At 31.3% G+C, this 21,800-nt stretch carries 24 protein-coding genes; 15 read left to right on the top strand and 9 right to left on the bottom strand.

Annotation, left to right across the window (positions count from 1 at the left end; genetic code table 11):
- Positions 1-27: 27 nt before the first annotated feature.
- Positions 28-687 carry a TrmH family RNA methyltransferase gene (locus CELLY_RS00690; RefSeq protein WP_013619724.1) on the top strand — a complete coding sequence of 220 codons (660 nt, stop codon included), beginning with the start codon at positions 28-30 and terminating at the stop codon, positions 685-687.
- 79 nt (positions 688-766) lie between these two features.
- Complete coding sequence (locus CELLY_RS00685) at positions 767-1,291, top strand: SRPBCC family protein (protein WP_013619723.1); 525 nt, start codon at positions 767-769, stop codon at positions 1,289-1,291.
- Between the two features lie 2 nt (positions 1,292-1,293).
- Here CELLY_RS00685 and CELLY_RS00680 read toward each other — a convergent pair whose 3' ends face one another.
- Positions 1,294-1,950 (bottom strand): hypothetical protein, encoded by a 657-nt coding sequence (locus CELLY_RS00680; RefSeq protein WP_013619722.1) that lies wholly within the window; start codon positions 1,948-1,950, stop codon positions 1,294-1,296.
- A gap of 175 nt (positions 1,951-2,125) precedes the next feature.
- On the opposite strand from CELLY_RS00680, the gene CELLY_RS00675 reads away from it, so the two are divergent.
- The 3 genes from CELLY_RS00675 to CELLY_RS00665 all read left to right on the top strand — a co-directional run bounded on the left by CELLY_RS00675 (position 2,126) and on the right by CELLY_RS00665 (position 5,412).
- A complete protein-coding gene (locus tag CELLY_RS00675; protein WP_013619721.1) occupies positions 2,126-3,004 on the top strand; it encodes a PPK2 family polyphosphate kinase in 879 nt (292 codons plus the stop codon).
- Between the two features lie 3 nt (positions 3,005-3,007).
- Positions 3,008-4,402 carry a M28 family peptidase gene (locus CELLY_RS00670; RefSeq protein ID WP_013619720.1) on the top strand — a complete coding sequence of 465 codons (1,395 nt, stop codon included), beginning with the start codon at positions 3,008-3,010 and terminating at the stop codon, positions 4,400-4,402.
- Positions 4,403-4,479: 77 nt separating this feature from the next.
- On the top strand, positions 4,480-5,412 hold the full coding sequence (locus CELLY_RS00665; RefSeq protein WP_013619719.1) for a peptidylprolyl isomerase: 933 nt from the start codon (positions 4,480-4,482) through the stop codon (positions 5,410-5,412).
- Positions 5,413-5,425: 13 nt separating this feature from the next.
- Here CELLY_RS00665 and CELLY_RS17030 read toward each other — a convergent pair whose 3' ends face one another.
- Positions 5,426-5,566 carry a hypothetical protein gene (locus tag CELLY_RS17030; RefSeq protein WP_156099824.1) on the bottom strand — a complete coding sequence of 47 codons (141 nt, stop codon included), beginning with the start codon at positions 5,564-5,566 and terminating at the stop codon, positions 5,426-5,428.
- A gap of 235 nt (positions 5,567-5,801) precedes the next feature.
- Here CELLY_RS17030 and CELLY_RS00660 point away from each other — a divergent pair, with 235 nt between their 5' ends.
- The gene (locus tag CELLY_RS00660; RefSeq protein WP_013619718.1) at positions 5,802-6,347 is read left to right on the top strand and encodes a YfiT family bacillithiol transferase; all 546 of its coding nucleotides are present in this window, start codon (positions 5,802-5,804) and stop codon (positions 6,345-6,347) included.
- A 1-nt stretch (position 6,348) separates the two neighbouring features.
- Here CELLY_RS00660 and CELLY_RS00655 read toward each other — a convergent pair whose 3' ends face one another.
- The gene (locus CELLY_RS00655) at positions 6,349-6,903 is read right to left on the bottom strand and encodes a thioredoxin family protein (RefSeq protein ID WP_013619717.1); all 555 of its coding nucleotides are present in this window, start codon (positions 6,901-6,903) and stop codon (positions 6,349-6,351) included.
- A 70-nt stretch (positions 6,904-6,973) separates the two neighbouring features.
- On the opposite strand from CELLY_RS00655, the gene CELLY_RS00650 reads away from it, so the two are divergent.
- On the top strand, positions 6,974-7,312 hold the full coding sequence (locus CELLY_RS00650; RefSeq protein WP_013619716.1) for a tRNA-binding protein: 339 nt from the start codon (positions 6,974-6,976) through the stop codon (positions 7,310-7,312).
- A 60-nt stretch (positions 7,313-7,372) separates the two neighbouring features.
- Here CELLY_RS00650 and CELLY_RS00645 read toward each other — a convergent pair whose 3' ends face one another.
- From CELLY_RS00645 to CELLY_RS00635, 3 genes are all read right to left on the bottom strand, one after another.
- Positions 7,373-9,889, bottom strand: a complete 2,517-nt coding sequence (locus tag CELLY_RS00645; RefSeq protein ID WP_013619715.1) for a M14 family metallopeptidase — start codon at positions 9,887-9,889, stop codon at positions 7,373-7,375.
- A 73-nt stretch (positions 9,890-9,962) separates the two neighbouring features.
- The gene (locus CELLY_RS00640) at positions 9,963-10,337 is read right to left on the bottom strand and encodes a PUR family DNA/RNA-binding protein (RefSeq protein WP_013619714.1); all 375 of its coding nucleotides are present in this window, start codon (positions 10,335-10,337) and stop codon (positions 9,963-9,965) included.
- An 81-nt stretch (positions 10,338-10,418) separates the two neighbouring features.
- On the bottom strand, positions 10,419-12,176 hold the full coding sequence (locus tag CELLY_RS00635; RefSeq protein ID WP_013619713.1) for an ABC transporter ATP-binding protein: 1,758 nt from the start codon (positions 12,174-12,176) through the stop codon (positions 10,419-10,421).
- Positions 12,177-12,347: 171 nt separating this feature from the next.
- On the opposite strand from CELLY_RS00635, the gene nusB reads away from it, so the two are divergent.
- The 3 genes from nusB to yajC are packed head-to-tail and all read left to right on the top strand — an operon-like array spanning position 12,348 to position 14,127.
- A complete protein-coding gene (gene nusB, locus CELLY_RS00630; RefSeq protein ID WP_013619712.1) occupies positions 12,348-13,295 on the top strand; it encodes a transcription antitermination factor NusB in 948 nt (315 codons plus the stop codon).
- 45 nt (positions 13,296-13,340) lie between these two features.
- A complete protein-coding gene (locus CELLY_RS00625; RefSeq protein WP_013619711.1) occupies positions 13,341-13,820 on the top strand; it encodes a DUF1573 domain-containing protein in 480 nt (159 codons plus the stop codon).
- Between the two features lie 4 nt (positions 13,821-13,824).
- Entirely contained in the window at positions 13,825-14,127 is a 303-nt protein-coding gene (gene yajC / locus CELLY_RS00620; protein WP_013619710.1) for a preprotein translocase subunit YajC, read from the top strand.
- Between the two features lie 53 nt (positions 14,128-14,180).
- Here the strand turns inward: yajC and CELLY_RS00615 are convergent, their stop codons facing one another.
- Together CELLY_RS00615 and pepT are read right to left on the bottom strand one after the other, a co-directional pair.
- Entirely contained in the window at positions 14,181-14,789 is a 609-nt protein-coding gene (locus CELLY_RS00615; protein WP_013619709.1) for a YdeI/OmpD-associated family protein, read from the bottom strand.
- Between the two features lie 7 nt (positions 14,790-14,796).
- On the bottom strand, positions 14,797-16,020 hold the full coding sequence (gene pepT, locus CELLY_RS00610; protein ID WP_013619708.1) for a peptidase T: 1,224 nt from the start codon (positions 16,018-16,020) through the stop codon (positions 14,797-14,799).
- Positions 16,021-16,180: 160 nt separating this feature from the next.
- Here pepT and CELLY_RS00605 point away from each other — a divergent pair, with 160 nt between their 5' ends.
- Positions 16,181-17,218 (top strand): quinone-dependent dihydroorotate dehydrogenase, encoded by a 1,038-nt coding sequence (locus CELLY_RS00605; RefSeq protein ID WP_013619707.1) that lies wholly within the window; start codon positions 16,181-16,183, stop codon positions 17,216-17,218.
- Here CELLY_RS00605 and CELLY_RS00600 read toward each other — a convergent pair.
- The gene (locus CELLY_RS00600) at positions 17,215-17,622 is read right to left on the bottom strand and encodes a Dabb family protein (RefSeq protein ID WP_013619706.1); all 408 of its coding nucleotides are present in this window, start codon (positions 17,620-17,622) and stop codon (positions 17,215-17,217) included. The genes CELLY_RS00605 and CELLY_RS00600 overlap by 4 nt on opposite strands.
- Positions 17,623-17,704: 82 nt before the next feature.
- On the opposite strand from CELLY_RS00600, the gene CELLY_RS00595 reads away from it, so the two are divergent.
- From CELLY_RS00595 to CELLY_RS00580, 4 genes are all read left to right on the top strand, one after another.
- On the top strand, positions 17,705-18,331 hold the full coding sequence (locus tag CELLY_RS00595) for a LysE family translocator (protein WP_013619705.1): 627 nt from the start codon (positions 17,705-17,707) through the stop codon (positions 18,329-18,331).
- 31 nt (positions 18,332-18,362) lie between these two features.
- Entirely contained in the window at positions 18,363-19,229 is an 867-nt protein-coding gene (locus tag CELLY_RS00590) for a hydroxymethylglutaryl-CoA lyase (RefSeq protein WP_013619704.1), read from the top strand.
- Between the two features lie 127 nt (positions 19,230-19,356).
- Positions 19,357-20,565, top strand: a complete 1,209-nt coding sequence (locus tag CELLY_RS00585; RefSeq protein ID WP_013619703.1) for a DUF4856 domain-containing protein — start codon at positions 19,357-19,359, stop codon at positions 20,563-20,565.
- Positions 20,566-20,674: 109 nt separating this feature from the next.
- Positions 20,675-21,796 (top strand): imelysin family protein, encoded by a 1,122-nt coding sequence (locus tag CELLY_RS00580; protein WP_013619702.1) that lies wholly within the window; start codon positions 20,675-20,677, stop codon positions 21,794-21,796.
- Positions 21,797-21,800: the final 4 nt, after the last annotated feature.

The following is a 21,800-nucleotide window of genomic DNA, read 5'->3' as shown; positions in this document are numbered from 1 at the left end:
TAAACTTTTCTTTTTATATTGGTCTTTATGACAGACACTAAACTATTAACTTATTTAGAAAACATAATAAGTGAAGAACGTAAAACGCGTTTTTTAGATATTTTAAAAGACAGAACTAATTATATTACCGTTGCTATAGAAGATGTTTTTCAAATGCATAATACTAGTGCAGTTATTAGAAGCTGTGATGCTTTTGGTGTACAAACTGCTCATTTAATAGAAAGTAAATACAGTGAGCCTTTAGATAAAAATATAGCAATGGGAGCCCAACAATGGGTAACTACGCCAAGGTATAATACAACAACAGAGTGTATAGATACGCTGCGTAAAGATGGTTATAAAATTATAGCAACCTCTCCGCATACAGATTCTTATTTACTAGATGATTTTAAGATAGATGATAAAATAGCGTTGTTTTTTGGTACAGAAAAAAGTGGTTTAAGTCAAGAAGTACTAGACAAAGCAGATGGTTATGTAAAAATACCAATGGTTGGTTTTAGCGAGAGTTTAAACATATCTGTTTCTGCAGCAATATTATTACAACACTTAACCACAGAATTAAAAAAAACAACTAAAAATTGGCAACTTACAGCCGAGGAAATATTAGCTATTAGACTAGATTGGACTAAAAAATCTATAAAAAGTATAGATGATATTTTAGAGCGTTATTATAAGGAAAACACATAGCTATAACAGAAGTATTACTTACATAAAGTTTTATTATTTTTTTGTAAATTTAAGAACCAACCAAACCTCAAAAAAAATGATGATAGCTGTTTATATACTAGCAAGCTTAGTAGTACTTGTTGTAATTTTAGCTGTAGTAGCTCCCAAGAGTTTTAATGTGTATAGGTCTATAGATATCACCAAATCTAAAGACGAAGTTTTTAACTATGTTTTGCTTGTTAAAAATCAAGAAATTTGGTCTCCTTGGGCTAAAAAAGATCCTAATATGGCTCGTAAATATACCGGTACAGACGGTACAGTAGGCTTTACTAGCTATTGGAACGGAAATAAAGAAGTAGGTGAAGGCGAGCAAGAAATTACCAATATCATTAACGGAGAACGTATAGATGGTGAGTTAAGGTTTTTTAAACCTTTTAAATCCACATCAGACTGTTACTTTAAATTTTATGACTTAGAAAATAACACTACAAGAGTAACTTGGGGTTTTTCTGGTAAAAACACATTTCCTATGAGTATTATGATGCTTTTTATGAATATGGATAAAGCTGTTGGCAAAGATTTTGAAGAAGGTTTGCTGGCATTAAAATTAGCATTAGAAAACTAAAGTTATTTTGCTTTAGCACAATCTTCAAGCTTCTTCATAGTTTTTTTTGCAATTTCTATACTTCGTAAATGATAGTATTTTTTAGCTTCAGTTAATGACTCATCCATTAGTTTAAGTTCATTTTTTTCGTAAATAGCCAAAGCAGTAGCATAAGCTTCTTTACAGTTGTCTTTTTCTACTGTCATTGCTAACATAGACTTTTCTAAAGGTATCAGAATACTATCTACAGTAGCATATACTTTTGCGTTTTCTGCACTAATTTTTTTATCAGTATTGCTAGTTGTTTTTTTACTGTAGGTAGCAATTTTATCTATACCAGAACTAATACTTTTTCTAGCATCTTCTAACATTAACTTAGCTGTAGATAAAGATGTACTGTGTGTAATATCTTTAAGTAAGTTTAGGCCTTCTGTAATTTCTTTATTAGCAGTAGAACAACCACAATCTTTTAATTGCTTGTCTAATTTTTGTACTATTTTAATAGCCTTGTATGTATGAAATTTAACTGTGTTTATATCCTGAGATTTCTCAGCATTTTTAGTCTGTTTTAAAGCAAATTCTAAGTTAGAGTTTACCAAATCGCACGCGGTATTGGTAACAAAAGAAAACAACAATAAAGCTGCTAATAGTAGGGATGTATTTTTAAGTTTTTGTATCATTTTTAAGGTTTTGGGGCACCCTTAAGTACAGATTCTGTTGCAATATAGTTAGTAATGTTATCATAACCTTTTATTATCGTTAAAGCGGCAAAAAATCCTATTGATGTGCTATAAAACAAGGAAACATCAATAAAATATAGTATATTCAAGCTCTTAAAAAATAAAATAGAATAAAGTGCGTAACGTAGATATAAAAAAATATAAGGTTTTAGAAAATGTACAATTGTCTAGCAAACCAACATTAGAAACTTTTAATGAATCTGATAAGAAATTAAAAAAGGAATTAGAAAAAATTAGAGAGGAATTAGGTGATTTTCAAGACACGTTATATGCTCACGGAAAATATAGTGTTTTAATTTGCTTACAAGGTATGGACACTGCTGGGAAAGACAGTCTAATTCGAGAGATTTTTAAAGATTTTAATGCTCGTGGTGTTGTGGTGCACAGTTTTAAAGTACCAACAGAATTAGAGCGTAAGCATGATTATTTATGGAGGCACTATATAGCATTACCAGCAAAAGGAAAATTTGGAGTGTTTAATAGAACACATTATGAAAATGTTTTGGTAACGCGTGTTCACCCAGAATATATAATGGGAGAACATATACCGGGTATACTCAGTGTAGATGATATAGATGATGCTTTTTGGGCAAAAAGGTTTGAACAGATTAATAATTTTGAAAAGCATATAGCAGAAAATGGCACTTTAATTTATAAGTTTTATTTACACTTATCTAAAGAAGAACAACGCCAAAGGTTATTACGTAGATTAGATTTAAAAGAGAAAAACTGGAAATTTTCTCCGGGAGACTTAAAAGAACGTAAACTTTGGGATACTTACCAAGAGTGTTATGAAGATGCTATTAATAAAACGTCTAAAAAGCACGCTCCTTGGTATGTGGTACCTGCAGACAATAAAAAGGGAGCCAGAGTAATTGTAGCATCAATTTTATTGCAAGAATTAAAAAAGTATAAAGACATAAAAGAGCCAGAGTTAGATGATGAAATTAAGGCAAACTTAGAAATGTATAAAAACCAATTAGAATCAGAATAAAAGATGAAAAAAATAACTGTAATATTCCTATTAGTTTGCACAACTATTTTTGCGCAAACAGCTGATGAAAAACAACTTAGATCAATTTATGACGCTGCATTAACAGATGGTATGGCCTACAATTGGTTAGACCATTTATCTAATCAAATTGGTGGGCGTTTATCTGGCTCTGTAGAGGCACAACAAGCTGTAGATTATACCAAAAAAGAATTAGAAAAGTTAGGAGTAGATCGTGTGTATTTACAACCAGTAATGGTGCCAAGATGGGTGCGTGGTTTACCAGAGTATGCAAACATTTTATCTGAAGACGGAACAACTACAAGTGTGCCTATTTGTGCATTAGGAGGTTCTGTTGCAACTTCTGCCTTAGGGTTAAAAGCTAATGTAATAGAAGTAAAGAGTATTAAGGAGTTAGAAGAGTTAGGTAAAGAAAAAATAGAAGGTAAAATTGTATTTTTTAACAGACCAATGAACCCTAAAGACATTGTAACTTTTACTGCTTATGGTGGGTGTGTAGATCAGCGTTACTCAGGGGCTGCAGAGGCTGGTAAGTTTGGTGCAGTAGGTGTAATTGTTAGGTCTGTTAATTTACGTTTAGATGATTATCCGCACACAGGCTCTATGAGTTATGGAGATACTCCTGTAAAAAATAGAATTCCTGCTGCGGCAATTAGTACAAATGGAGCAGAGTTATTAGCTACAGCTTTAAAGTTAAACCCAAACACAAAATTCTTTTTTAAGCAAAATTGCAAACAGTATGATGATGTACAGTCATACAACGTTATTGCAGAGATAAAAGGAAGTACTTACCCAAATGAGATTATAGTAGTAGGTGGCCATCTAGATTCTTGGGATTTAGGAGACGGGTCTCATGATGATGGAGCAGGTGTAGTACAAAGTATGGATGTATTACGTTTAATTAAAGCATCTGGTTACAAGCCTAAAAGAACTATAAGAGCTGTGCTTTTTATGAATGAAGAAAACGGTTTAAGAGGAGGTAATAAATATGCACAGGTGGCTAAAAGTAAAAATGAAAATCACATTTTTGCTTTAGAGAGTGATGCCGGAGGTTTTTCTCCTAGAGGTTTTTCTTTTGATTGCTCTACAGAAAATTTTGAACAAGTAGAAAGCTGGAGAAATTTATTTAAACCATATTTAATTCATTTGTTTGAAAAAGGTGGTAGTGGAGCAGATGTTGGTCCATTAAAAAAAGATAATATAGTTTTGGCAGGTTTAAGACCAGATTCTCAACGTTATTTTGATCACCATCATGCTGCCAATGATACTTTTGAACACGTAAATAAAAGAGAGTTAGAATTAGGGGCAGCTACAATGACAAGTTTGGTGTATTTGTTTGATAAATACGGTATTGTAACCTCAAAAAAGATAAAAGGATAATAACAAATTCTTAAACGCATTGGGTTTTGTGAACAAAAAACAATGACTATCTTTGCGGCTCATAAAAAATAAGCGATATGCAAGACGGAATTTACGCAAAATTCAATACTACTAAAGGAGAGATTTTAGTAAAATTAACGCACGATAAAACACCAGGTACAGTTGGTAACTTTGTTGCCTTAGCAGAAGGTAATTTAGAGAACTCTGTAAAACCACAAGGAACACCATATTATAACGGATTAAAATTTCATAGAGTTATTCCAGATTTTATGATTCAGGGTGGATGTCCTTTAGGAACTGGTACAGGTGATGCTGGTTATAAGTTTGATGATGAATTTCATCCAGAGTTAACACATTCTGGCCCTGGAGTTTTATCTATGGCAAACGCTGGTCCTGGAACAAACGGTAGCCAGTTTTTTATAACACACATTGCTACACCTTGGTTAGACAATAAGCACACGGTATTTGGACACGTAGAGAGTGGACAAGATGTTGTTGATGCTGTAGCACAAGGAGATACTATTGAGACTTTAGAAATTGTAAGAGTTGGTGAAGAAGCAGAAAAGTGGAATGCTGTTGAAGCTTTTAGAACTTTTGAAGGATCTAGAGAAAAAAGATTAGCAGAAGAAAAAGCAAAGGCAGAAGCACAAATGGAAAAATTAGCTGCTGGTTTTGATGCAACTGAGTCTGGTTTACGTTACAAAATTATTCAAAAAGGTAATGGAGTTAAAGCAGAAAGTGGTAAAACTGTTTCTGTACACTATGAAGGATCTTTAGTTAGCGGTCAGGTTTTTGATTCGTCATACAAAAGAAACCAACCAATAGATTTTCAACTAGGAGTAGGACAAGTAATTCCTGGTTGGGATGAAGGTATTGCATTATTACAAGTAGGAGACAAGGCTCGTTTTGTAATTCCTTCTAACTTAGCATACGGTAGTGCAGGTGCAGGTGGTGTTATACCACCAAATGCAACACTAATTTTTGATGTAGAATTAATGGATGTAAAATAGTTTGTAAAAACTACTAAGCATAATTTTTTTTAAGACCTCTCTTTTCTAAAGAGAGGTTTTTTCGTTTAGAGAAAAAACTACCATTTACACTTACAGTAAGTAAAATAATATTTACAGCAATTAGTACAGACAAAATAAGAAAAAAAGTAATCATATTTATATAGGTTAAATGTGTTTAAATTAAGGTTCTACTTACATAACAATTATGTTAACAAAAACCCTACCAACTTTTTTCATATAACTATGGGGGCACTAAATTATATGCGCTTTTACCTTCTAGACTCTTATTTGTTAAAAGGGTTGCGTTAAAAGTTAATTAAATTATAAATTTTATGTACTTTAGTGCTTAACTGTAAGTAAATTAGATATTTAAAATAGCATTTGTTGGTATGAAAAGTAATACGTTAAAATCATTGCAATATCCTATAGGTGATTTTATTTGTCCAGAAGAAATAACTAAAGAACAAATTAAAAAGTGGATTAAAACGTTGGAGTCTTTTCCTGTAAAACTCACCAACATTGTTTTAAATTTAAATAATGAGCAGCTAAATACACCTTATAGACCAAATGGGTGGACTGTAATACAATTGGTGCATCATATAGCAGATAGTCATCATAATAGTTATACTCGTTTTAAATGGGCGCTTACAGAAGAAGCTCCTATAATAAAAGCTTATGAAGAAAAAGATTGGGCCAATTTGGTAGATGCCTCTACATCGCCAGTTATATTATCTTTAAATTACATAACTGCGTTACACGCAAAATTGGTTTATTTACTAAAGGGATTAACAGATGAACAGTTAAACAGGTATTTTATTCACCCCTCAGGGGAAACCAAAGTTACAGTAGCAGAAAATATAGGTAGTTATGCATGGCATAGCAATCACCATTATGCACACATAAAAAACTTATGTGAAAGAGAAGGTTGGCTTTAAATTACTTCCATTTAATATTACAACCTATGCTTGGTTTTTGCTCAGGATTCACAATTTTACCTTGTTCTAAAGCATCTAATGCACTTTTTAAGTCTTTTCCGGTCACAGGTATGCCATTTCCTGGTCTAGAGTCATCTAGTTGTCCACGATAAACAAGTTTTAAATCAGAATCAAAAACATAAAAATCTGGTGTGCAAGCAGCATCATATGCTTTTGCAATATCTTGCTTTTCATCATACAAATAAGGAAAGCTATAGTTGTTTTCTTTTGCAAATTTAGTCATTAACTCTGGTGCATCTTGTGGGTAGTTAATAACATCATTACTAGAAATAGCAATAAATGAAAACCCTTTATTTTTGTAAAAATCTGCAATTTTTACAAGCTCTGGATTTACGTGAATTACAAAAGGACAATGGTTACAAATAAATGCTATTATTGTGCCCTTATCACCTTTGTGGTTTTCTAAACTTACCATAGTGTTTGTAGTAGTATCTAAAAGGGTAAAAGAAGGAGCAACGGTTCCTAAGGGTAACATATTACTTGGTGTACGTGCCATTATTTTGTTATTTAAATTTAGTTGTAAAATTAACTATATCTTTGAGAGTGTAAAGGTAAAAATAATAGATATGAAACAGCAAATTACGTGGTCAGATTTTTCTAAGGTAGATATGCGTGTTGGCACTATTGTAGCGGTTAATGATTTTCCGGAGGCACGTAACCCTGCATACCAATTAAAAATAAATTTTGGTGAAGAAATAGGAATTTTAAAAACGTCTGCTCAAATAACAAAGCGTTACACAAAAGAACAATTGTTAGAAAGGCAAATTGTTGCAGTGGTAAATTTTCCAAAAAAGCAAATTGCTAATTTTATGAGTGAGTGTTTAGTTATGGGGGCAGTAGAAGATAAAGATGTTATTTTATTAAGTCCGGAAGCTAAAGTGCCAAATGGATTAAAAATAGGCTAGTAAAAAACAATAAAACCTGAGTTAAAAACTCAGGTTTTAAATATTTACTTTATGTTTTAATTACATTATTTTACCAAAGTAAATGGCATTCATAAGTAATTTGTTTGTGCCAAACCAAAATGCTCTAAAATTGGTATTGTCTGTAAATAAAATAACTTGCCCTTTGCCATAACCTTGAGTTTTAAATGGTACACTGTTTTTTAATACAGCTAAATTCTCTTCAGAAATATAACCACTTAACAATGGGTTACTAGTATATTGTATTGGGTTGTTGTAGCTGTTTTTGTCTGGCGTTATATATATATTGGTATTTCTAAATAATGGTAATTTATCATTTTTATACCCATAATTAATAGGATGAGAACGATCTAATTTGGCTTCAAAAATAGCACCACCAGTAACTTGTGCACCTCTAAAATCTCTACGTTTATCAAAAGGAATATTTTTGGCAACAATTGCAGAGTCTTTTTTAAAGTTAATTTTCATAATTTCATTAGAGTTTAGCCAGTAAGCAGCATTTCTGTATGCAATTAAAGTACCGCCAGCTTTAACCCAATCTTTAATTTTTGCAACAGAGTTTTTATCTAAAGCATTACCGTAAATACTAGGAACAATTAGTGCTGTATACCTGCTTAAATCAACTCTAGAAAAGTAGTCTGTGTCTAACTTAGTAATTTTCATATTGTAGCGCTGATCAAATAAATGCCAAATTTCACCAGCATCTGCATAGGTTACTCCATTACCTACTAGCAAGCCTACTTGTTGTTTTTTAATAGGATCAAACTCATTACTACCTAAATCTATACCTTTGGTTAAACCAGTACCCACAGCAGTTACTTTTAAATTGTTTTCTTCTGCTATTTGAAGCATAAACTGTTGTAATTCTGCTTTGTTAAGACGTTGATTTTGTACCGGAACCATAATAGTTCCATAATCATAACTTTTACCCTCTACCGTAAAAGGCTCTTTACCAACTTTAGCTCTAAGTCCAGCTTCTAAAATAGTATTTAGTGCTCTGGGGCTATAGTACTCATTCCACTCAAATAAATAAGCATAATTACTGCTGCCAGTTAGGCTACCCGTTAAGGGTTTAAGTACTTTAACTTCTTCACCCAAATTACTTAGACTAGTAGTTTCTGAGTAATCTAAATTAAATGCTAAAGGAAATGTCCAAGCAGAAATATCATAAAATAAGCTATCTGTAAAAGTTGTTCTTTTCTCGAACATAGCATTTATAAGTTGATAGTTTTTCTGATTCATAGGAACAACATAACTAGCTCCTTTTTTGTATTTCTTACCATTTAAACTTACATCGTTTTTAAGTTGATTAAATTTTATTTTATGTCTACTTAAAATTTCTGCTAAGTGCCAAGTTTTAGAGGCATCTTTATTATCGCCAAAAATTATAGCCTTTGTTTTACTTTTAGCAGCGTTAGATTTTGCATTTTTATAAAACTGCTGTTGGTAGTTTAAAATTTTAGAGCGCATATTGTAAGCAGCTTCTATAGTAGATAATGCTGCCGTAAACTGGTTTCTTACAGTAAAAGGGAAGGTAAGTATACCATTTTCACTTTCTTGAACGTGACCACGAGAGCTACCTTGCTCAAATAAAATACCAATACTACCATTAACATCTGGGAAAGTAGAACCTTTACCATAGTAGTAATCATCATAATTTTCTTCAGAATAATATAAAGATCCTATCTTGTCAAAAGCTTTAGCATGATATGTGCCAATTTCTGCTGTTAACTCTTGGTTTACACTAGGGGTTAAAGGGTGTACTCTTGTAGGTTCTCCAGGTTGAAAAAAGAATGTAGAGTTTGTACCCATTTCATGGTGGTCTGTTAAAATATTAGGCAACCATTTATGAAACGTATTAATTCTTGCTTTGCTTTCAGGTAGCTGCACAGGTAACCAATCACGGTTCATATCAAACCAATAATGATTTGTACGTCCGTTAGGCCAAGTTTCATGGTATTCTCTATCATTACCATCTGGGTTTAAATTTTTACTTTTATTGCTGTTTGCCCAATGTGCAAAGCGTTGTATACCATCTGGATTAAAAGCAGGGTCCATTAGTATAACCATATTGTTTAACATCTTTTCTATTTCTGCTCCTTGTGCAGCAGCTAAATAATAGGCGTAAGCTAAGCCTGCATTTGCACCACTAGGCTCATTACCGTGAATAGAAAAACCTTGGTAAACTACTATGGGCTGGTTACTAGTGTCTACATTAGTACTTGTGTTTGCAATATGCGTTTGTCTAATACTTTCTATATTAGTCTGATTTTTAGCAGAAGTAATAGTAAGTAATAATATTGGTCTGCCCTCATAAGTTTCTCCTCTGTTTTCTATAGAAATACGGTCACTAGCTTTGGCTAGTGCTTTCATATAAAATTGTAATTTATCATGAGATACGTGCCACTCACCAACTTCATGGCCTATAACATCTATAGGCTTAGGAATATTTGGGTTATAAGTTACATTTTGTGGTAAATAATAATTTAAATCTAGTTTTTCTTGTGCTTGTATAAATTGAAACATTAGAAAAGCTAGTAAAAAAAATCTTTTTTTCATAGGTAAGTTAGTTTTTGAAAATAAAAAAAGCGACTCTTTTTAGAGTCGCTTAAAGATACATTTTTTTTATAATTTAAATGTCGTCAAAGCTTACGTTAGTAAAGCTATTTGTAGTTGCAGTTTCTTGTACTGCATTAGTGCGTTCTTCTTTTTTAAAGTCTTTTTGGTGCCTGTCAGAAATTACTTCTTCACCTTTTTCTTTAATAATGTAGTCCATCATTTCGTTTAAAATCTCTTTAAAAGGAGTAAAATCTTCTTTATATAAATAGATTTTATGCTTTTTGTAATGGAAAGATCCATCATCATGTGTAAATTTTTTACTCTCAGTAACTGTTAAATAATAGTCTCCTGCCTTAGTGCTTCTCACATCAAAAAAATAAGTCCGTCTACCGGCTCTTAATACTTTTGAATAAATCTCTTCCTGATCCATTAATTCTTTTTCACTCATTGTTATAGTTATCTCGTTAGTGTAATGTTATCATAGTATACTTCAAAAATGAAAAAAAAATAACTAATTGACAACATTTTTCTAACTTTCTTTCTCTGAGAGTTGACTATTATAAAGAGCTTTGTAATAGCCATCTATCTCAAATAATGAGTTATGTGTACCTTCTTGAACTACTTTTCCGTTATCTAAAATAATAATTTTGTCTGCATTTTTGGCAGAAGATACTCTGTGACTTACTATAAGAGTTGTTTTGTTTTTAGAAGCAGATTTTAGGTTGTTAAGTATCTTTTCTTCAGTTTCTGTATCTACTGCAGAAAGGCAATCATCAAACAAGTAAATTTTAGGATCTTTTAATAGTGCTCTTGCAATAGATACACGTTGTTTTTGCCCTCCACTTAAGGTAATACCTCTTTCTCCTAAAACAGTGTCATATTTTTCTTTAAAGTTCATAATATTTTTATGAACCACTGCTTTTTTAGCAACAGCTATAATTTCTTCATCAGTAGCATCTTCTTTACCAAATTTGATATTGTCCTTAATAGAGTCAGAAAATAAAAAAGCATCCTGTGGTACAGCACCAATGTTTTGTCTTAGGCAATCTAAATTAACTTCTTTAATAGGAGTATTATCTATAGCAATATTACCAGAGGAAACATCATATAATCTTGCAATTAAATCTAGTATGGTAGATTTTCCGCTACCAGTTTTACCAATTATAGCTACAGTTTCTCCAGGGTTTATGGTAAAAGATACATTTTTTAAAGCTGTAATATTAGTATCATCATAGGTAAAACTTACGTTTTTAAACTCTATTTTACCATTAATCTCCATAGGAGTAGTAACAGTATTTTTAATCTCTGGTTCTTCTTGTAAAAACTCGTTTATACGCTCTTGTGATGCTTCTGCTCTTTGTATAATAGAGGTTAACCAGCCTACAATTGCAACAGGCCACGTAAGCATATTTACATAAATAATAAACTCTGCAATTAATCCAATACTCTCTATTTGTCCGTTTAAGTACTGCTTGCCGCCAACATAAATAACAATAATATTACTTATACCAATTAATAGTACCATTAATGGAAAAAACCACGCATTAATACGAACAAGAGACATACTTTTATCTTTACCTTCATTAGCTAAAGACACTAATTGACTGTTAGTTTTTTCTTCAATACCGTAAGCTTTTATTACAGATATTCCAGAAAAAGATTCTTGTGCAAACGTAGAAAGCTTACTTAAAAACTGTTGTACTACAGTACTACGTTTGTGTATAACTTTACTAATGTTATAAATTAATACAGATAATATAGGTAATGGTATAAGCGTATAAAGAGCTAGAGTGGGAGCTTTAGAATACATTATGGGTATAATACAAGCAAATAATGTAAAAGTATTCATCCCGTACATTAAAGCTGGTCCGCAATACATTCTAACCTGACTAACATCTTCGCTAATCCTGTTCATTAAATCACCTGTTCGGTTTTTTTTGTAAAAGTTTAAACTTAACTTTTGGTAGTGGTCATAAACCTCATTTTTTAAGTCGTACTCTATGTGTCTAGATACATTAATTATGGTTTGCCTCATTAAAAAGGTAAAAAAACCAGATAAAAGGGCAGCACCTAAAATAATAAGAATATAATCTAGCAGGTGTCCTTTAACCACATCAATAGGTACGTTTCCTTGAGAAATAAATTCTTTTACTACGTTAATAGATTTGTTTACGTAAGGCGGCATTACTAATGAAAATACTCGCGCAACAACTGTTATAATAATACCTATGGTAAGTTTAAGCCAATATTTTTTAAAGTATTTATTAATGTGTTTTAACTCTTTCATTTACTTTTTAAGGATAGTGGTGTTGTACTAAGTTAGCAAAGATAGGTTTTTAAGCATAATCATATGTTATCATTATCATAAGATAAAAACTTGTTACAATTAGTACTTTTGAAAAATATAATAGTACTTTTGCAAAATATAATTTTTTAACAAATTAAAAGTTCTTTTTCAATGCTAACAAGAAGGCATATTAGGGTTAAAGTAATGCAGTGCATATACGCCCTTACTCATTCACAAGATGATACACTAGAAAAACAAGTAAAGTTTTTAAAGTATAGTGTAGATAGTATGTACACACTGTACTTATTAATGTTAAGTTTGTTGGTAGAACTGCAAAAAAGAGCAGAAGAGCAAGCAGACATTGCAGCAAAAAGTTATTTAGGAAATGTTTCTGATGCATATCCTGATCGTAAAAAATTTGTAAATAATAGAGTTTTACTACAAATAGCAGACAATAAATTACTACTTGAAGAATTGTCTAGCAGAAAATTAAATGATTGGTATTTAAACGAAGAATACATAAGATTAATTTATAAAGAAGTTGTAGAAAGTGAATATTACACAACATATATGACTAGCAAAACTAGTAGTTATGAAGAAGATAAAAACTTACTTGCAGATCTTTATAAAAATGTAATAGCACCTAACGAAAAAATTTACGACTATTTTGAAGACGATAAATTAACGTGGGTTGATGATATACCTATCATAAATACATTTGTTTTAAAGCTAATTAAAAAAGCAAAGCCAGATGCTACAGAATCTTACTTTTTGCCAGAGCTTTTAAAAGAAGATGATGATATGGTGTATGCAAAGCAATTGCTAACCAAAACATTGTTAAATGATGCGGAATATGTTAAAGAAATTGTTGGTAAAACACCTAATTGGGATAAAGACCGTATAGCAGATATTGATGGTATTTTGCTTAAAATGGCAATTTGCGAACTTTTAAATTTTCCTTCTATTCCAGAGAAAGTAACTATAAATGAGTTTCTTGAGATAGCAAAAGAATACTCTACGCCAAAAAGTAGCATTTTTATAAATGGTATTTTAGACAAGCTTGTACGTGAGTATAAAAGTGAAGGAAAGTTAAAAAAAATAGGTAGAGGATTATTATAAAAAATATTCATTAATTTTGTGTGAAACAAATTAAAAATAAGAATTATGAAAAAAATTATTTTACTATTTGGAGCTGCTGTTTTTGCTATGTCTTTTACAGCTTGTAAAGACAACGCTTCTAATAAAATAATTATGGCTAATGTAGATAGCGCAGCAGAAAGAGACAACAATGCTAAAGACTTGCCTGTAATGACTTTTGATAGAACTGAGTTTGATTTTGGTACTATTGAGCAAGGAACACCACAACAAACAGTTTTTACATTTACAAATACAGGAAAAGCACCATTAATTATTACTGATGCAAAAAGTACTTGCGGTTGTACCATTCCAGAATACCCAAAAAACAAAGCAATTGCTCCAGGAGAATCTGGTGAGTTGTTAGTTAAATTTAATGGTTCTGGTCAAAACCAGGTAACTAAAGCAGTAACAGTAACAGCAAATACAGCTAAAGGAAGAGAAACTTTACGTATTAAGGCATTTGTAAACCCTAAAAATGGTGCAGCAGCATCAGTACCTTTAAAATAATAAAATGCAACAAATATTAGATCAGTACCCATTTCTACCAATGGTAGGAATATTTATAGTAGCATATTTTTTTATGATACGACCGCAAATGAAACGTTCTAAAGACGAAAAGAAATTTGCAGAACAATTAAAAAAAGGAGATAAGGTTATTACCAAAAGCGGTATGCACGGTAAAATCTTTGATTTAAATGATAAAGATATGTCTTGTGTAATTGAGACAATGGCTGGTAAAATTAAGTTTTCTAGATCTGCTATTTCTATGGAAATGAGCAAAAAATTAAATGAACCAGTAGCAGAAAAAAAGTAAACTCTTAGAGTTACTCACATAAAAAAGCATCAATTTACAAATTGATGCTTTTTTTATTTTCTATACTTATCATGTAAACCTATGCCATCCTGTATTAGTGTAATGCATTTTGCTAATCTGTTTAGCTTTGTAGCATCTCTTTTGGCCTCATTTATATAAGTAATAAATTCCTTTTGTTTGTAGGGTGTAAAGGAATTAAACTTACGCTTAAGGTCTATGTTTTTATCTAAAGCACCAGTTAATATTTCAGGTATTTTTACATCTGTATTTTTAGTAAAAGTAACTTCAATACCTTTTTTCTGATTCTCTATAGCTTCTAAAATATAATCTGTAACGGTTTCTTTGTTTATATCATTAACAGCTAAAAATTTCCAATGCCGCATAGCTTTAGTTTTTCCTTCTTGGGCATTTAATAATACTTTTTTAGGGTCTTTAAGCAAAGCACCATTATAGAACCAAATTCCAAAATGATGCTTAAAAGCCAAAATACCAATAACATTTTTGTTGTTTATAGTATAAACAGGAGCTCCCCATTTATAAGTTTCTGTGAGTTCTGTGTTTAAAGCAATTTTTCTTAAAAAGGCAATACCTTGCTTAAAAGGCTGTTCTTTATTAAAATAAGCATCAACTTTTATTTTAGCATCTGTATTGTTAGAACTCATTTATAGTTTATTTAGTAGCAGTAAGTTCACAAATTTTTACTATAACTTCTACAGCTTTTTCCATACTTTCTACAGGTACATACTCATATTTTCCGTGAAAATTATGCCCACCAGCAAAAATATTAGGACAAGGTAAGCCCATATAACTTAGTTGTGAGCCATCTGTGCCACCACGTATAGGTTTTATAATAGGAGTTATATTTAATGCCTCCATTGCTTCTTTGGCGGTTTCTACAATATGGTAAACAGGCATAACCTTTTCTTTCATATTGTAGTACTGGTCTTTAATAGAAAGCTCAATGCAGTTATTGTATTTTTCATTTAGCCTAAATACTATGGTCTCTAAGGCTTTTTTTCGGTCTTCAAAAGAACTTCTTTCATGATCACGAATAATTAGGCCTAATTCAGCATTTTCTATCTCTCCTTTAATAGTATGTATATGGTAAAAACCTTCTCTGCCAGATGTATGTTCAGGCACCTCTTTGTTAGGTAAAGCAGCCATAATTTCTTGCGCAATACCAATAGCATTAATCATTTTTCCTTTAGCGTAACCTGGGTGTACACTTTTACCTTGTATTGTAATGTGTGCACCTGCAGCATTAAAGTTTTCGTATTCTAACTCACCAATTTGGCTACCATCCATAGTATATGCCCATTCTGCACCAAATTTATCAACATCAAATTTATGTGCACCACGACCAATTTCCTCATCAGGAGTAAAGCCAATTCTAATTTTACCGTGTTTAATCTCTGGGTGTGCAATTAAAAATTCCATTGCGGTAACAATTTCAGTTATACCAGCTTTGTCATCTGCACCTAAAAGTGTAGTACCATCTGTGGTAACAAGAGTTTGGCCTTTATATTGTAATAAATCTTCAAAATAATCTGGAGATAAAATAATGTTTTCTTCTGCATTTAATACAATGTCTTTACCATCATAATTTCTTATAATTTGCGGATTTACATTAGTTCCAGAAAAATCTGGTGTAGTATCAAAATGAGCAATAAAACCAATTGTAGGTACTTCTTTATCAATATTACTTGGTAATGTAGCCATTATGTATGCATTGTCATCTATGGTAACATCTTCCAATCCTATGTCTTTAAGTTCTGCAACAAGCTTGTTGGCTAAATCCCATTGTTTAGCTGTACTTGGTGTTGTATTAGAGCTTGCATCGCTTTGCGTATCTATTTTTACATAACCTAAAAATCTATCTAATATGTCTTGCATAAGTATTTAATTTACTCAAAAGTACAGTTTATTTAGATTTTTTAAGACAATTGGCTCTTAGTATTTAGTTATAAAAATTGTAAAAACTGTTAATAAAAACCAATTGTAAAATAGTTCTACATCTAGGTAGTTTGTATTTTTGCCAAAATTTTAAAATTCTATGTACAAAGCTATTATTAGGCCGTTGTTTTTTTTGATGGATCCAGAAAAGGTGCATCATTTATCATTTTCATTAATCAAGTTTTTTTCTAAAATAGGTTTTGGAGGTTTATTTAGAGCAATGTATGTAGTAGATGATAAACGATTAGAGAAAGAAGTTTTTGGGATAAAATTTAAAAACCCTGTTGGTTTGGCAGCAGGTTTTGATAAAGATGCTAAACTTTTTAAAGAGCTGTCTAACTTTGGATTTGGTTTTATTGAAATAGGAACATTAACACCTAAGCCACAAACTGGTAACCCTAAAAAACGTTTGTTTAGATTAAAAGCAGATAGCGCAGTTGTTAACCGTATGGGATTTAATAACGGAGGAGTGTTAGAGGCAGTAGAGCGTTTAAAGGCGCAACACAATGTGTTAATTGGTGGTAATATTGGTAAAAATAAAATTACACCTAATGATGGTGCTGTTGAAGATTATTTAATTTGCTTTGAAGCATTATACCCACACGTAGATTATTTTGTTGTAAATGTAAGTTCACCAAACACACCTGGCTTAAGAGAATTACAAGACAAAGAACCGTTAACCAATTTGTTAAATGCTTTAGTTACTGAAAATAAAAAGTATGTTACGCAAAAAGGAGTAAAAGCTAAACCAATTTTACTTAAAATTGCACCAGATTTAACAAATGAGCAATTGTTAGATATTATAGACATTGTAGCAATAACAAAAATAAACGGAGTTATAGCAACTAACACAACCATAGAACGTAACAACTTAAAATCACCAGAAAGTATTACTAAAGAAAACGGAGGTTTAAGTGGTAAGCCGTTAACTAACAGAAGTACTGAGGTTATTAGATTTTTAGCAGAAAAAAGCAATAAAGCGTTTCCTATTATTGGAGTAGGAGGTATACACTCTGAAAAAGACGCGTTAGAAAAAATAAATGCAGGAGCAGATTTAATACAAATTTACACCGGTTTTATATATGAAGGTCCTAGATTAATAAAAAGAATAAATAAAGCAATTTTAGCTAACACTTAATTGCTCCAATAATCTAATACAAATACGTCTTCTAACACAGGTGTAAGTAAAGATACAAACGCTTTATGGTCTGGGTGCGGTAAGTAAATTGCGCGGTCTTCTTCATTTTTGAAAGTTACAAAAAAGCAATGTGTAAACCCTTTGCTTAAACCTTCTGGACTATTGTTTAATCCCCACTCATAATCCATTATTTGTGCTATTTTAGAGGGTAAAGCACTAAAGGCTTTTTCTATAGTTTTAATTTGTTGTTTTGTTGCTTCTGGTTTAAATTTAAAAATAACCACGTGTCTTAATACGCTGTCTTTAGCTGTAGTCATAGAAGTTTTTAAGTTTTTATTTGTGCTAATGTTTGCGTAACTAGTTAAACATAAACACATAAAAAGTAATAAAAATATATTTTTCATTATTGGTATTTTGTTTAAAGATAACCATAAGATAGATAACTACTTTTTAAATTTGTATTTTTCATACTTTAAAAAAAATGTTTTGAATTTAGATATACTCTTGGCCTTTATTTCTGCCACTACTTTGCTAGCTTTTTTTCCGGGACCAGATAATATTTATGTGCTAACACAAAGCCTTGTTAATGGTAAAAAGTATGGTTTAGCAACTGTTGCGGGTTTAATTTCTGGTTGTTTGGTACATACAACACTTTTAGCTTTTGGTGTATCTGCACTAATAAAAGCTAATGATTATTTGTTTTTAGGAATTAAAATATTTGGAGCCTTGTACCTATTTTATATTGCCTATAAGGTTTTTAAGAGTGATGGAAGCCTTATTTTAGGGGGAGATAACGCGCCAAAAAAAAGCTTATTTTCGCTTTTTAAACAAGGGTTTATAATGAATGTTTTAAATCCAAAAGTGGCATTGTTTTTTTTAGCTTTTTTTCCTGGTTTTTTATTTAGTAATACACTTAATACTATTGTACAGTTTTATGTGTTAGGAGTACTTTTTATGGTAGTTTCCTTTGTGGTATTTAGTATTATAGCCATTTTAGCGGGGTCTATATCTAGTTATATTATTAAAAATGAAAAAGTTGGATATATTTTTAAATGGTTGCAAATTGTAGTTTTTGTAGGCTTAGGAATTTATATTCTTTTATCGGATAAATAGTAGTAATTTTGAAAAAGTCAACAATTAATTTATGTCTGCTAAAGTAAAAATTACAGAGTGCCCAAGAGATGCAATGCAAGGAATAAAAGAATTTATTCCAACAGAGTTAAAAGTTAAATACATACAGTCTTTATTAGATTGTGGTTTTGATACTATAGACTTTGGCAGTTTTGTATCACCTAAAGCAATACCACAAATGGTAGATACGGCAGAGGTTTTAGCAAACTTAGATTTATCTAGAACTCAGAGTAAACTACTTTCTATAGTAGCAAATGTACGTGGCGCCCAAGATGCTAGTAAGCATAAAGAAATAAACTATTTAGGTTACCCTTTTTCTATTTCAGAAAACTTTCAGATGCGTAATACACATAAAACAATTGCGCAATCTGTAGAAACACTAAAGCAAATATTAGATATTGCTAATACTGCAAATAAAGAGGTTGTTACATACATTTCTATGGGTTTTGGTAACCCTTATGGAGATCCTTGGAATGTAGAGATAGTAGGTGAATGGACAGAGAAATTGGCAAAAATGGGTGTTAATATTATTTCATTGTCAGATACAGTAGGCTCTTCTACACCAGATGTTATAGATTATTTATTCTCTAATTTAATTCCAAAATACCCAAAAGTAAAATTTGGAGCACATTTACATACTACACCAACCAAATGGCAAGAGAAGGTTGCGGCGGCTTATAACGCAGGTTGTGTTAGGTTTGATGGCGCAATACAAGGTTTTGGAGGCTGTCCTATGGCAAAAGACGATTTAACAGGTAATATGCCCACAGAAAAAATGTTATCTTATTTTACTGCAGAAAAGGTAGATACTAATGTAAATTGGATGGTTTTTGAAGCTGCATACAATAAAGCAACAGAATTATTTTCTAAATATCATTAATTAGTTCAGGTGTAATCATCTGTTAATTAAAAATTTAACACCATTATCTTTATTTGTTCTAAATAAATATTGTTTTATATGTTTCTATTAGAGATATTTGCAAAAAAATATTTTAATAATAGTACTTATGAAAGTAAATAAATTATTTGCAGGCTTATTTTTAACAAGCGTTATTTTTACATCTTGTTCTTCAGATGATAATGGTGATGGTAACGATAATCCAAATGTTGTTGTTCCTGCTACTTATGTCTTTGAAAATAATGGGGAGAGTTCTGTGGATTTTGGAGGTCAAACTACTAGAATACAAATGGCAGAAGAATTTATATCTGCTCTTTTAGATAATACAAGCACAGAAGAAAAATTAGATGCTATGTTTGCTCATGAAGAAAACAATAACGATTTTTCTAATGCAGATTTAAACAGCTCTAACAAAAGTGTACGTAGTAAAATTGCAGCATCTGCAGATTATTTTTCAACTAATACTACAGCATCTATAGCTATAAAAGAAAATTTTGATTTGTGGATTAGTGCTCAAGTAACAGAGGTTTTTCCTAAATGGGATGATGATGCTGTTGCAGGTAGTGCCGGTAAAATTCAGCAAATAGGTGGTGGATCTACAAGATACGTAAACGGTAAAGGTTTAGAGTATAACCAAGCAATTGCTAAATCTATAATAGGAGGTTTAATGGTAGATCAAATGTTAAACAACTACTTAAGCATTGCTGTTTTAGATGAAGGTACTAACGCAGCAGATAATGATGCGGGTACTTTAGTAGATGGTAAAAACTATACAAATATGGAACATAAGTGGGATGAAGCTTATGGATATTTATATGGTAATGAAGATACTCCTGCTACGCCAGAATTAGGAAAAGACAGTTTTTTAAATAAATATTTAGCAAGTGTAGAAGCTGATTCAGATTTTACAGGTATTGCTAATGATATTTATGAGGCATTTAAATTAGGAAGAGCGGCAATTGTAGCAAAAGATTACGAGCTTAGAGATGAGCAAGCACAAATTATTAGAGAAAAAGTTTCTAAAGTAGTAGCAGTACGTAGCGTTTATTACCTACAATCTGGTAAAGAAGTGTTAGAAAGTGATAAGGCTTCTGCTTTTCACAGTTTATCTGAAGCTTTAGGTTTTATAAACAGTCTACGTTTTACTAGAGATACTGTTACAGATTCTCCTGTATTAGATGCAGCTACTATTGATGGCTATATGGATACATTAATGGCAGGTAATGGCTTTTGGGATGTTACACCAGCAACATTAGATCAGATTTCTAATGAAATTGCTACAGCATATGGTTTTACTACAGAAGAAACAGTAAACTAAAAGTTTTTAACTAGGAGCATTTTTTAAAAAAGTAGTCGTAAATAGTCATTTTATGACTACTTTTTTCTTATTTTTGCCCTTTATTTAGAATAAATAAAATTAAGGATAAATGAAGAGAGTGATTTTTGTTTTTATAGCTGCATTAACGGTTTATGCTTGTAGCTCATCAGATGATAGTTCTGATACCGTTAATAATGGTAAAGACGACTTTAATAGGGGAGGACTGTTAACCAATGTTGCAGATAAAATAATTATACCATCTTACGAAGATTTATCTACTAAGTTAAATGACTTACAAGAAGAAAAGGATAATTTTATAGCATCTCCTTCAGAAATTAATTTAATTGCGTTAAGAGACAAATGGCTATCTGCTTATAAAGTTTGGCAATCTGTAGAAATGTACAACATAGGAAAAGCAGAAGAAATTAACTATGCTTTTCAAATGAATGTTTATCCTACGTCTATAGATGATATAGAGAGTAATGTAGGTTCGGGAACTTATGACTTAACGCACCCTAATAATAATGATGCTGTTGGTTTTCCTGCTTTAGATTACTTATTATTTGGCTTAGCAGAAACTAATGCGGATATTGTAGAAAAGTACACCAATACAACATCTGGAGCTGGATACAAAACTTATTTGTCAGACTTGGTAAACCAAATGAATATATTAACCGAGACTGTATTAACCGATTGGAAATCTGGTTATAGAGAAACTTTTATTGCTAGTACAGAGAACACAGCAACAAGTGCTTTTAATAAGTTAGCTAACGATTTTGTTTTTTATTTTGAAAAAGGATTACGCGCTAACAAAGTAGGTATTCCTGCAGGAGTTTTTTCTACTACACCTTTACCTTCTAAAGTAGAAGCATTTTATAGTGATAAAAACTCAAAAGATTTATTAGTTGCTGCTGTACAAAATATTCAAGATTTTTTTAATGGCAAAGCTTATAACTCTACCACTACCGGAACAGGTTTTGCAGATTATTTAGATTATTTAAATGATATTACACAAGGTGAAGATTTAAACGCTATTATTAACGGTAAAATTAATGATGCTAGCGCCAAGGTGTTAGAATTAGATGCTAGCTTATCTAACCAAGTAGATGTAGATAATGTTAAAATGACAGAGGCTTATGATGCTCTACAAAAAGTAGTTGTTTTAATTAAAGTAGATATGTTGCAAGCATTTAGTGTAAATGTAGACTATACAGATGCAGATGGAGATTAATATA

This window comes from Cellulophaga lytica DSM 7489, from assembly GCF_000190595.1.
Classification (GTDB): domain Bacteria; phylum Bacteroidota; class Bacteroidia; order Flavobacteriales; family Flavobacteriaceae; genus Cellulophaga; species Cellulophaga lytica.
The sequence above is the reverse complement of the archived record's forward strand: the minus strand, read 5'-3'. Positions and strand labels throughout refer to the sequence as shown.